Source organism: Micromonospora sp. RTP1Z1, assembly GCF_033804685.1.
Lineage (GTDB): Bacteria > Actinomycetota > Actinomycetes > Mycobacteriales > Micromonosporaceae > Micromonospora.
In genome coordinates, this window is record NZ_JAPFQV010000103.1 from 1 (window position 1) to 12141 (window position 12141).

At 68.5% G+C, this 12141-nt stretch carries 12 protein-coding genes; 3 read left to right on the forward strand and 9 right to left on the reverse strand.

Annotated elements, in window-relative coordinates; translation table 11 throughout:
* Positions 1–38: 38 nt before the first annotated feature.
* Entirely contained in the window at positions 39–449 is a 411-nt protein-coding gene (locus SLP03_RS30455; RefSeq protein ID WP_319464094.1) for a transposase, read from the reverse strand.
* Between the two features lie 34 nt (positions 450–483).
* On the opposite strand from SLP03_RS30455, the gene SLP03_RS30460 reads away from it, so the two are divergent.
* Entirely contained in the window at positions 484–657 is a 174-nt protein-coding gene (locus SLP03_RS30460; RefSeq protein WP_319464095.1) for a hypothetical protein, read from the forward strand.
* 329 nt (positions 658–986) lie between these two features.
* Here the strand turns inward: SLP03_RS30460 and SLP03_RS30465 are convergent, their stop codons facing one another.
* On the reverse strand, positions 987–1385 hold the full coding sequence (locus SLP03_RS30465) for a DUF2283 domain-containing protein (protein WP_413644768.1): 399 nt from the start codon (positions 1383–1385) through the stop codon (positions 987–989).
* Between the two features lie 69 nt (positions 1386–1454).
* Here SLP03_RS30465 and SLP03_RS30470 point away from each other — a divergent pair, with 69 nt between their 5' ends.
* A complete protein-coding gene (locus tag SLP03_RS30470; protein ID WP_319464104.1) occupies positions 1455–1826 on the forward strand; it encodes an ArsR/SmtB family transcription factor in 372 nt (123 codons plus the stop codon).
* A 463-nt stretch (positions 1827–2289) separates the two neighbouring features.
* Positions 2290–3207: a hypothetical protein gene (locus SLP03_RS30475; protein WP_319464097.1), complete on the forward strand. Its 918-nt coding sequence runs from the start codon at positions 2290–2292 to the stop codon at positions 3205–3207.
* Between the two features lie 41 nt (positions 3208–3248).
* On the opposite strand, the gene SLP03_RS30480 is transcribed toward SLP03_RS30475, so the two are convergent.
* The 7 genes from SLP03_RS30480 to rph all read right to left on the reverse strand — a co-directional run bounded on the left by SLP03_RS30480 (position 3249) and on the right by rph (position 11519).
* Positions 3249–4421, reverse strand: a complete 1173-nt coding sequence (locus SLP03_RS30480) for an NAD(P)/FAD-dependent oxidoreductase (RefSeq protein ID WP_319464098.1) — start codon at positions 4419–4421, stop codon at positions 3249–3251.
* 93 nt (positions 4422–4514) lie between these two features.
* Positions 4515–5459, reverse strand: coding sequence for an RNA polymerase sigma factor SigJ (gene sigJ / locus SLP03_RS30485; RefSeq protein WP_319464099.1), 945 nt, complete (start codon positions 5457–5459; stop codon positions 4515–4517).
* A gap of 291 nt (positions 5460–5750) precedes the next feature.
* Entirely contained in the window at positions 5751–6896 is a 1146-nt protein-coding gene (locus tag SLP03_RS30490) for an ISAs1 family transposase (RefSeq protein WP_319464100.1), read from the reverse strand.
* 162 nt (positions 6897–7058) lie between these two features.
* Entirely contained in the window at positions 7059–7952 is an 894-nt protein-coding gene (locus SLP03_RS30495; protein WP_319464101.1) for a carbon-nitrogen hydrolase family protein, read from the reverse strand.
* Complete coding sequence (locus SLP03_RS30500; protein WP_319464102.1) at positions 7879–8433, reverse strand: HAD family hydrolase; 555 nt, start codon at positions 8431–8433, stop codon at positions 7879–7881. The genes SLP03_RS30495 and SLP03_RS30500 overlap by 74 nt, the downstream gene beginning before the upstream one ends.
* Positions 8434–8495: 62 nt before the next feature.
* Positions 8496–8717 (reverse strand): hypothetical protein, encoded by a 222-nt coding sequence (locus SLP03_RS30505; RefSeq protein WP_319464105.1) that lies wholly within the window; start codon positions 8715–8717, stop codon positions 8496–8498.
* 204 nt (positions 8718–8921) lie between these two features.
* Positions 8922–11519: a rifamycin-inactivating phosphotransferase gene (rph, locus tag SLP03_RS30510; RefSeq protein WP_319464103.1), complete on the reverse strand. Its 2598-nt coding sequence runs from the start codon at positions 11517–11519 to the stop codon at positions 8922–8924.
* Positions 11520–12141 lie beyond the last annotated feature (622 nt).

A 12141-nucleotide genomic window follows, 5' to 3' on the forward strand; every position in this document is an offset into this window, starting at 1 on the left:
GTCGGCATCCTGCACGGATGCCTCAAGACCGGCATTCCTTACGACGAGGCGACCGCGTGGTCACACCACCTCACCGAGGTCGCTGCTTGACATTCAAGCTCATGGGATGTCTTGCGGGACCGGAACCTGGGAGGCGCGAACTTGCGGCCTGTGCGCTTGCCCGAGATGGAGGCGAAGAAGTTGCGGTACGCGGTGGTGAGGTCCGCGAGTGCCTGCTGCAAGACGACCGAGGACACCTCGCCCAGCCACGCCCGTTCCGGGGTGAGCTTCGCCGCGGTGACCCGCTTCGACAACTCGGCGTCCGAAAGGTACGGCAGGCCCTCGGCTCGTGCCTCCTGCCGTGCACGCAGCCCGTCGTTGAACACCACCCGCGCACACCCGAACGCCCGAGCCAGCGAAGCCTGCTGACTCGGCGTCGGGTAGACGCGGTAGTCATACCGGAGCTGCACCGTCACCAGCGTACACAATGGTTACCATGTGTCTATGACCGACATGCCGAAAGAGATCAGCGTCCGCGAACTGCGCCTGGCGCTCGCGGGAACCCTGAACGACGTCGCCGTCCGCGGCCGGATCATCTACGTCACCAACCACGGCCGCCGGGTCGCCGCGATCGCGCCCGTGCCGGTGGCCGAGCAGGTCGACAACCGCCAGGTCTAGGGCACGCTCGGGCCTGGCGGCCCTCCCGCGCGGGCCTTCACCCCCGCCCTGAAGGGCGGAGCACTGGCCCGCATTCCGGTAGCCCGAGAAACGATCAAGGCCGCTGACCTGAGCAATGCCAGGTCAACGGCCTTCTGCCGGCGACGAGCCACCCTTTGCGCGGCACCTGTCTGCTGACGTTGCCGTCAACTACTGCCGTCAGCCACCTCAGAACACCGCAGCTGCCCCCACCGGATTCATCTCCGATGGGGCAGCTTATTCACTTCCGAAGATGTCGGGCAGCGCCTTCCGGAAACGTCATCCGAAAGCCTGTGTAATTCGCTCGATGTTCATGCATCTTGTATGTCAAGTCGCTCCGCCACGTCGAGCAAGTACTGAGGCAGCTTCGAACTTGCCGCCAGTACCTCGATGCCAAGGAGGCGACCCTTCTCGTCGAAGTCGAGGTTGATCATCCCTCCGACCTCGACCGGATCACAGGGATACATGCGCACCACCTTCGGGGGCGTATGCGGATCGACGAAGTCGACGTACGCCGCATTCGCCTTTGATCGTAGGTAACTCTGACGTCCGCCATGGTCAGCGCCCTCTCTGTGCTGCTGCGCGGCGGGCCAGGTGACGGGCACATCCTCCCCGGCGGCGGGGAAGCCGTCCTGTGGCAGGCCTGCCTGTACGAGATCACGCCCGCGGGTGAACACCGGCGTGGACGCGACCTGCGGGTGTACCAACACCGCTCGGACTGCTGGCCATCGGGGTACTGGTCCTGGTTTCACCAGCCTATCGATGGTGTTGGTGGAAAGATGGAAGACGTGGGAACTGCGAAAACTGCCATGCCTGCTATCTCGCCGCTTGCTGGCGAGCCGATTAAGCGTGCCGATGCCGAGCGGCTCGCGGGAGTGCTGAAGGCATTCGCCGACCCAGCCCGGCTGCGACTGCTCAGTCTCATCCAGTCCGCTCCGGAGGGCGAGGCGTCCGTGAGTGACCTCACCGCGCCGCTTGGTCTCTCCCAGCCGACCGTGAGTCATCACCTTCGGATCCTCACCGAGGCCGGCCTGCTCGAGCGCGAGAAGCGCGGCGTCTGGGCGTACTACCGCCTGGTACCGTCCGCGATCGCGGCGATCGCCGACCTGTTGACGCCGCCAAGAAAGCGGGCAACGAAGAAGGCCCGCTGAGCGGCACTGTCGAAGGCCGGCGCCGGTGCCGGCTCTCCACCCGTAGGTCGGCAGACCCACGCAGGACGGGCCTATCCACCGCACTTGGGGCGTGGTGTCCCGCGGTAGCGGCGGCCCGCCCTGCGTGGCTCCCCCGATGCCGATGACCCACGCCGGGCGTGCCTCAGCGCGGTGAGCGATCCGAACGATGTCGTGCCGGCAGCGGCCGGCGCGCTCGCCGCCGCCGACCGGCCGATGTTGATCAGTGAGGCGGGGACCCCCGCCCCGCCCGACCTGGCCGGGGCTGCCGTTGACGTCGCCGGCCGGCCAGTCCCCTCTGGTTCGTCGACACTGTCCGAACCGATCGGCGTGGCGCGGAAGGCCGGCTGACTGTTGCTCAGCAGGCGGCGCCGGCTCGGGCGGTGGTGTCGGCTACCAGGCTGCCGGCCAGCGTGTGTGGATGCCGTCGGAAATAGTTGTGCAGGTGGACGCGGTGATCGACAACGCTGACGATGAGTTTCGGTGGCTGGAGAGCCTCGACGCGGAGACCGTCGCCGAGTGGGTACGGGACTGCAACAGGGAGACGCTCGCCGCCGTGGCCATCGGTGACACGTTCACCGGTCGCACGTCCGAGATCCGGCAGGTGTTAGACGCTGGTGACCGCATTCCGTATCCGGGCTGGCGCGGTGACGGCTACTACTACAACTTCTGGACGGACGCGTCGCACCCCCGCGGGCTGTGGCGACGGACGACCCTCGACCAGTACCGCAGGCGTGAGCCGGAGTGGGACGTGCTGCTCGACGTCGACGCGCTGGCCGCAGAGGAAGGCGAGAACTGGGTCCGGGGCGGCGTCACCGTCCTGCGCGCTGGCTACCAGCGCTGCGTGATCAGCCTGTCCCGCGGCGACGCCGACGCGGTGGTGGTGCGCGAGTTCGATCTGGATCGGCGGGGTTTCGTCGCGGACGGGTTCACGCTGCCCGAGGCGAATAGCAGCGTCTGCTGGATCGACGCCGATCACATCTATGTCGGCACCGACTTTGGCGCCGGCTCGCTGACCACCTCCGGTTATCCCCGCATGGCGAAGCGATGGCGGCGGGGCACGCCGCTGTCGGAGGCGGAGACGGTGTACGAAGGCCGGGCGGACGACTTGTCTGTCCGCGCGACGCACGATCCGACAGCCGGCTTCGCCCGCGACTTCGTCGCCCGCAGCCCGGACTTCTTTCGTCATGAGAGCTACCTGCGCACGAGCGCCGGTGAGCTGATCCGTATCCCGGTGCCGGACGACGCGGCGTGGGACGTACACCGCGAGTGGCTGCTGGTCCGACTGCGTTCGCCCTTGATTTCAATCGGCGCGGATCGGTCCCGATCGGGCGAGCAGGTCACCGTCGACGTCGACGCCTGAGAGCTCCCGGCCGAGGACCTCCACCCGGCGATCGTCGCCGCCTAGACCGACAGCGCCTCGCGCGCGACGCGGCGGCGCCGGGTCGGCATCCCGAACGTCGGGTTCGCGACGCCCCAGGCGGCGCCCTTGCAGACCAGCTCCTTGTAGACGGCGGCGAGCCGTCCGGTCAGTGCCGCCCGGACGGTGCGGTCGTCGGCGGTGACGTACTGGATCACGCCTTCCTTGCGGCCCAGCGAGATGCACTGGTTGAAGTAGCGGATCGGCATGTTCGGGAGCTTCCCGCCGGTCAGGCGCGCGGCGATCGCGTCGGAGGCCTGCCACGCGGCCGGGGTGCCCGAGGCGCACGACATCCGCAGCGGCTTGTTGCCCGGTCCCATCGCGTAGGCCGCGTCGCCGACGGCGTACACGTCTGGGTGCGAGACCGAGCGCATGGTCCCGTCGACCACGATCTGGCCGGAGCCGGTGACCTCCAGGGCGGTCGCCTTCGCGATCGGGTGGACCGCGAAGCCGGTGGTCCACACGGTGACCGCGGCCGGGATGGCCTTGCCGTCGGCGGTGGTGACGCGGTCGGCTTCGACGCCGGTGACGGCGGCGTGCTCGTGCACGGTGATGCCGAGCTTGTCGAAGACCTTCCGCAGGTGCCCGCGGCCCTTGGGCGAGAGCCAGTCGCCGAGGCCGCCGCGGGCGGCGAGGGCGACGTCGAGGTCCGGGCGGGCTTCGGCGATCTCGGTCGCGGCCTCCAGGCCGGTGAGGCCGCCGCCGACGACGGTCACGGTCTGCCCGGCCTCCAGGCGGGCCAGGCGCTCGCGCAGCCGGAGCGCTCCGGGGCGGCCGGCGATCTCATTGGCGTGCTCGGCGGTGCCGGGGACGCCTTGGGCGTTCCAGCCGCTGCCGAGGGCGTACACGAGGGTGTCGTACTCCAGCTCCTCGGCGCCGTTCGCGTCGATGACGGCGACGGTCTTGCGGTCGACGTCGACGCCGGTGACCTTCGCGAGCTTCAGTTCGACGCCGGTGCCCGCGAACATCTCGCTGAAGGGCCGGGGCTTGAGGTCCCGGCCGACCGCCAGCTGGTGCATCCGGACCCGCTCGACGAAGTCGGGTTCGGCGTTGACGAGGGTGATGGCGACGTCCTCGCGGTGCAGCCGCTTGTCGAGGCGGCCGGCGGCGATGGCTCCGGTGTATCCGGCTCCGAGGACGATGATGCGGTGCTGCATATCCGTGCTCCTGTCTGATGCGGGTTCGCCACTTGAACCGGTCGGCCCGCCGTTTCCTGACAGGAACCCGATGTGAAGCACCTCACACGAGGGTCAGAAGGCCTTGAACAGCGATTCCCCGTGGTCGGAGGCCGCGAACCGCTCGGTCGCGCGCTCCAGCTTGTCGGGGTTGACCTGGTTGCGGAACGCGGCGATGCCCTCGGCGGTGACCTCCACGCACATGACGCCGACGACCCGGCCGGAGACGACCGCCACGACGGCGGGGTCGCCGTTGGCGGTCCAGGCGTAGACCTCCGGCGCGCCGCCGACCATGGCGCGCTTGGCCTCGCCGGGTTTGAACAGGCCCCGCAGGAACTTCGCGACCGCGAGGGCGCCCTCGAACGCCTTGGCGCGGGCCGGGACCTTCCCGCCGCCGTCGCCGATCGAGATCGCGTCCTCGGTGAGCAGCCGCACGAGCGGCTCGGTCTGGCCGCTGGTGGCGGCCGCGAGGAACTCCTCGACTATCCGCCGGGCGGCGGCCGCGTCGATCTCGGTGCGGGCCTTGCCGTCCGCGACGTGCTTCTTGGCGCGATGGAAGATCTGCTGGCTGGCGGCCTCGGTGATGTCGAGGATCTCGGCGATCTCCCGGTGCGGGTAGTCGAAGGCCTCCCGCAGCACGTACACCGCCCGCTCGTTGGGGGAGAGACGCTCCATGAGGGTGAGGACCGCGTACGAGACCGATTCGCGCTGCTCGGCGGTGTCGGCCGGGCCGAGCATCGGGTCCCCGGCGAGCAGCGGCTCGGGAAGCCAGTGGCCCACATAGGTCTCGCGCCGTGCCCGCGCGGAGGTGAGCTGGTTGAGGCACAGGTTGGTGAGCACCTTCGTAAGCCAGGCCTCGGGGACCTCGATGCGGTCGACGTCGGCGGCCTGCCAGCGCAGGAACGTCTCCTGCACGGCGTCCTCGGCCTCCCCAGCGGAGCCGAGGAGGCGGTAGGCGATGGTCTCCAGGCGGTGCCTGGAGGCCTCGAACCGGTCGACGTCGTTCGCGGTCAAGGGCATGGCCCCGATCCTAGGCGGGCGGGGGGTGGCAAACAGGCACGGACTTTTCCGATCATGGGAGCTCTCTACGCTTCCACACCGGGGCTCCGTGCCAGCGCTGCCATCCTCGCTGTTACGGCGGACGCGAGTGCGGGTGTCCAGTTTCAGGCGATCTGGCATATGTCTCGCTGTAGCTGGCGGCATTCGGTGCTGCGTCTCATTGGAATCGATTGCCGATGGGCCGCTGGGGCGTGCCCGTCAATCGATGTCGGCAACGACCCAGGGCTGAGGCAAGGTAGGGGTATGTCTGATTCATCCGATCCGGAGGAATTGGAGGGTTCGGTGGGGATTGCGGGCGTTGTGGCGTAGAGCTTGGGCGATGGTGGTGATGCCGGCCAGGCGGAGCAGGCTGATCGCGGTGTTGCGCAGGGTGGCCATGGCGCGGGGTGCGTTGCGGGTACGGACCTGGCTGGCGTCTTCGCCGTAGGTGACGTCACGCACGTGGTGCAGGGCCTCGATGGTCCAGTGCCCGCGCAGCCAGTCGGCCAGTTCGGCGGGGGTCGCGTGCGCGGCGCTGAGGTTGGTGAGCGCGTAGACGGTGACGGTGGACCAGCGGCCGGTGACGAGGTTGAGTCGGCGTCGGCGGATCCGGATGGCTTGGGTGGCGTGGGGAAAGTTCAGCGCGAGCGCGCCGGTGCAGGTGATGGCCTGTAGGCGGCGGATGTCGTAGCGGCCGTGGCCGCGTTCACCGGTCTCGTCCTGGACCGGCACCTTCGACCAGGGCAGGTTCTTGAGCTGCCGGTACAGGCCGGGCTGGTTGTTCTTCACGGTGAACAGATACGCCGAACGCTTGGTCTCGACGAGCCAGCGGGCGTGCTCGCGTTGGGTGTGCAGGGCGTCGGCCGTGACCACGGCCCCGGTCAGGTCCAGGGCATCGAGCAGCGGCGCGAAGCGGGTGATCTCGTTGGTCTTGCCGTCGACGTCGACCTGGCCGAGGACCACGCCGGTGTGCTGCTCCAGCACGGCGAGTAGGTGCTTTTGCGAGCCGGTGCGGCCACTGCCGCGCAGCGTCTTGCCGTCCACACTGTAGGCCCGCCGGCGCGGCACGCCGCTCACCGGTGCGGCAGAAGCGATGATCCACCGGCTCACCGCCGTGTCGAAAGCGTCAGCGTCGACATCGACCAGGATCCGGCGGATCGTCGAGGTCACGGGCGGCCGGTACTGGCCGGTGAACGGATCGCGGAACACGGCGAGGTCGGCCAGGACCCCCTGCGGGACATCGGCTGCCCACTCACCGATCGCTGTCACCGACCGGGCGCCGGTCAGGACCGCGGCCACCGCCACTGCCAGCACACCGGCCAGCACGTGGACCACGCCGCGCGGGTCGCGCTGGTCCGGCACCTGCTGCAACGCCTCTACCAGGCTGCGAGCACCCTCCGGTGCCGTTACCGGCGCCACGGCCGGATCCGCGTGCGCGGCTAACACGTCGATCAGCGATGATGAACCCACGGGCGTGACCCTTCGATGCTCCAGCCTCAACACCTGGATGATCATCGGAAGGTCGCGCCCGCCCGCATATCACCATGATCGGGAGCGCCTACACCGAACCGCGCTAAACGGTCATATCTCTACCTTGCCTTCGCCCTGGGCAACGACCATGCCCTTCGTCATCAGGGGCACCTGCGCCACCACCTCGGCATGCGGGCTGATCACGCTGGTTGGGCCCCAGCCGATACGGTGCTCGTCGCGTTCACCGGTAACGTCAGCCGACACCAGCCACATACCTGTTTCTCGCACACGTTCGGCGCGGATGGCGTGGTGCAGGTGCTTCCAATGCAGCGCAGCGGCCCGGCGCATCATGTTCTGTGCGGGCACGAGGAGCAGCCGGGAACCCTGGGCCGCGACCGGTGCGGCGGACTCGCCGAACTGGGTGTCGTAGCAGATGTTGATGCCGAACCTGACGCCGCGCAGTACGAAGGTGGGGTAGGTGTCGCCCTTGTCGAACAGGGACTCGCCGGGCACGAGGTGGGTCTTGCGATAAGCACCCACCAGTTCACCCCGCGCGACGACTACCGCAGTGTTGAAGTACCTGTCATCAACCTGTTCGATGACGCCGAACACGAGCGTCTGCTCGATCCGCGCCAGCCGCCGTAGCACTGCAGCGAATCGCGCCGAGTCAAGGCTGAGCGCGTGCTCGCGCACGTGCTGTTCCTCCACGAGATAACCCTGGAGGAAGCATTCTGGGAACAACAGCAGATGCACGGCTTGCGCGTCGGCCTGCGCCGCGAACTCCTCGATGCACACCAGCGCTCGTTCGATGTCGCCCAGAATCTCCGGCGTCTGGCAGGCACCAACCCGCAACCTCCCGCGCACGTCGCGATCATAGAGCGCGACGGGTTGCACCGCGACGGAGGCTTTCTCCACGTGTTCGGCGCGCCCGTCATTCCTGCGATGTATGCGCAGCGTCCAGCCATGCATCGAGAAGTGGCAGCACAGCCCGCAGATCGGTTCCATCGACCGACGCGTGAGCGGCTGCGCGAGCCGCCGGGGTCGCGTTGAAGGCGATGGCCAGCCCGACCTCGGCGAAGAGCGGCACGTCCGAGCGGCCGTCGCCAACGGCCGCACAACGCTTCGGGTCCACTCCCAACTCGGCGGCCACGCTCACCGCGAAGTCGCGCTTGCTCAGCTCATCGAACTGCTCGGCGACCTCCCCGCTGTAGCGGCCGTCAACCAGCTCCAGACGCGGCCCGCAAGCGCGATCGAAGCCGAAGCGGTCGCACAGATGGCCCCCCACGACGTCCCAAGCCAGCGTGGTCAGTACGGGCGTCAGCCCGCGCCGGCGGCACCACAGAACCGTCTCGGCAATGCCGTCCACCAGCGGCAGTGGTTCCAAGAATCCGCGCACCTCCGTGGGCGTCCGTGTTGCCCAGCAACGAGCTTCGAGAACGGCAGCCTCCTGGCTGCTCAGGGTGCCGGCGCCGTAGCCGGCCTGCACCTCTTGAATGACCTTGGCATGGCCGAGGAACTCCGCCAGGTGCTGCCCGCTGCTAGGCGGCGTCAGCGGCCGGCGGTGACTCGTCGCTGAAGCTGCGCGAAGTTGGTCCGGCCACGCTCCCAGACGATCAGCTCACCGTCGAGCACCACGCCCGGCGGGATCGCGGTCCGGATCGCGCGGGTGATGTCCGGGAAGTAGGTGGTCAGGTTCCGGCCGGCCCGCGACTGGAGGTACACCCCGTCGGTGTCGCGGAAGGCGATCGCCCGCCACCCGTCCTTCTCCAGACTTCGGCTGTCTCAGGAGACAGCACCCTTGTCTACTTTCACGGGCTCCGTCGGCTCAGTAGCAACGTGCACCTCCGCCTACTCTTGGTTACCGCAGGTCTTGGCCGAGGCGCGGATCGCGGCAGATCCGGATGCCGAGCAGGTCAGGGCCGCTTGGGAAAATGTGCTTGGCAAGGCAGACGGGCCTTCTCGGTGAGTGGTCAGTCAAGGCAGAATCTCGACGTACCCGTCGCTTCCGTGCACGCGGATCCGCTGCCCATCGGGAATCAGCCGGGTGGCATCTACCACACCGACGACAGCCGGCAGGCCGTACTCCCGTGCGATCACTGCGCCGTGTGTCATCAATCCTCCGACCTCCGTCACCAGGCCTCTGATGGCGACGAAGAGGGGCGTCCAGCTCGGGTCCGTGTGGGCCGTGACGAGGATGTCACCCGGTTCGAGATCAGCCCGGGCCATGTCCAGGATGACGCGGGCGCGCCCTTCGATGGTCCCGGCGGAGACCGGTAGGCCGATCAGGGCGCCGGTCGGCACGTCGTCGCGTCGGTACGCCCCGGCGATGGCCTCGCCATCCGATGTCAGCACCCGGGGCGGCGTGAGCGCGTGGTACGACCGGAACGCGTCCTTGCGCTGCTGGATTAGCTTGTCATCCACCTGGTTCGAGCGCGCGACGTCGTGGAGCTCCTGGAACGTGAGGTAGAAGATGTCCTCCTTCTCAGCGAGCACGTTGGCCTGCACGAGGCGCTCGGCCTCTTCCAGCAGGGCCTGCTTGTAGACGAAGTAGCGGCTGACGATGCCGTACTTCGGGTACTCCCGGTAGCCGATGAAGGTCCGGACCCGGTCGATCATCCGCTTGGCCTCGTCGGCTTTCTGCTCCCCGTCCGGCAGGGCCCGCAGGCGTTCCAGCAGGTCCTCTTGTTTCCTCTGCGCCTCCTGTCGCCCTTGCTCGAAGCGCCGCTCGGCGGCGCCCGGCTCGAAGAGCTTGATGTTGTCGAGGATCAGGGGCACGAGCGTGGTGGGGCGTTCGCTCCAGCGCGGCCTCGTGATGTCGATCTCGCCGACGCAGCGCATGCCGTACCGGTCGAGGTAGGCCTCGATGGCGTCGCGCGCTTCGGTCCCGCCCGCGAGCTTCGGCAGCTCGTCAAGGAAGCCGTCGTCCTCGACGCCCTGCAGGAACGCCACCACCTCCGGGTGCGGGCGGATCACGTCCGCGACGTCGAGCAGCGCCAGTCCCATCTCTGACGTGACGTTGCCGGGGGCGGACAGCGTGAGGGCGTCGGCCGCGTTCTTCTCGCCCAGCCATTCCTGCAGCTGGTCGTTGAGCCACCAGGTGGCCTCCATCCCCGCCATGATCGCCTGCATGCTCAATGGATCACTGAGGACTCGCTTGTGCTCCTGGAAGGCCTCCAGCAGGAAGTCGAACAGCGCCGGTCCGGTCTTCGTCCGGATGTCGCGCCGCAGGGCGGCGATGGAGGCCTGGCTGCGCTCGATCAGCTCGGTGACGATGGCCGGATCAGTCTCGATCGGGGCGGACGCGCCGCTGGCCGGCGGCCCGCCGGGACCAGCCTCCGGGAGCGTCGGGACGAAGTCGCCGCGGTCGAGGACGGTCTCCAGCGCGTCCCTGATCAGCGGATCGCCCCTCCCCGCCACCTCCAGGAGGCCGGCGCGGCTCGCGGGCGAGGCCAGGCGCCGGGTGACATCGACGAACAGCCTCCCGCCGGCCTCGTGCATCGGCGCCATGGCCGTCAGCTGCCACACGGAGACGCCCAGTGGCTTCATGGGGTCGGTCATCATCTGCTGATGACCAACGGAGACGTAGACGTGGTTCTCCCGGTCGCGGGCCGCGGGGATGGGGAACAGCGTGGTGATCGGTCGGCTCTGCACGATCTGGAAGTCATCGTCGACCAGGCACCATTCGATGTCCTGCGGGCGGCCGAAATGCGCTTCGATCCGCCGCCCGAGCCGCACGAGCCGCACGACCTGCGCATCCGTCAGCGCCGGCTGCTCCTGCCGCTGCGGGTCGATCGCCACTTCCTGCGTCCCGCCAGCCGGCAGGGCGTGAACGGCACGCTGTTTGGCGGCGACCGCCTCGGCGACGACCACGCCGTCGCGCACCTTGAAGACGTCCGGGTTCACCAGGCCGGAAACCAGGGCCTCGCCGAGGCCGAAGCTGGCGTCCACGGTGGCGACCTTCCGGTTGCCCGTGACGGGGTCGGCCGTGAACAGGATGCCGGCCGCATCCGGGAAGACCATCTGCTGCACGACCACGGCCATGTGGACCGTACGGTGGTCGATGCCGTTCCGCAGGCGGTAGGTCACGGCCCGCTCGGTGAACAGCGACGCCCAGCACCGGCTGACGTGCTGGAGGATCGCCGCCGGCCCCACGACGTTCAGGTACGTGTCCTGCTGGCCGGCGAAGGAGGCCGTCGGCAGGTCCTCTGTCGTCGCGCTGGATCGCACGGCGTAGGCGGCTTGCTCGCCGAGCTGGGCGAGCGCGCGGGTGATCGCCGCCGCCAGATCGCCCGGGATGGCAATCCCTTCGATGGTCCGGCGGATCTCCGCGCTGAGCGTGCGGATCGCCTCCCGGTCATCCGGGTTCAGGCGCGACAGCTGATCGAGCCGATCGTCGATCGACGGCGCTTCCGCCATGATCCGCCGGAAGGCGGCCGTCGTCACGCAAAACCCAGCCGGCACGCGGATGCCTTCGATCCGCGACAGCCCGCCCAGGTGAGCGGCCTTGCCGCCAACGACCGCGACCTGCGTCTCGTCAACCTCTTGAAGATCCAACACGTACTGCTCGATCATTTCGATACCTCCGAGGCAGCCGTGCTCCGTTGCACCGCACTGGCCGATCGAATCACCGGCGCCTCGAGCTGTGTCGAACCTCTTGTTGGGCACGTCATCCTGTCTGGTTGGCTTCCCTCTGACGAGTCGGCCGGCCGCTGCGCCCGGTCAGGCGGCGCGCACCCCCGCACCTCCGCGTCAAGCGCCCGCAACTGCACCGCCAATCTCATCAGCGGTTCGAGGTCGCCGCGTCCCCCGTACATCGACAACACACCCACGTCGTGCCCCCCATTTCCTCGTCGGTGCTGTGTCCGGCCGCCGATTCTGCGGCAAGACCCGGGTCTTGCCGCAAGCCCCCCTGTGCGCTATACGTTAGAAGTGGCAAGGAGTGAGATCTTCTTGCCTTTGCTTTTGTCGTCCGCCGCGGGCTTGAGATCCTTCGACCGCCTGGAGCGTGCCGGGTACCTCCGGTGGGTGCCGGACCCCCCACGACCGCCGCAGCGCCCTGGCACTCTCAGGTCGGGTCGCCCGGGGGGATTTCACCCCCGGGCTCCCACGGAACCGTGCGTAACAGTCTCCCGTTACACGGCTCTTGTCATCCTGATCACCAGAAGCGCGGTGTCCATGCCCAGTGGGCGAAGAG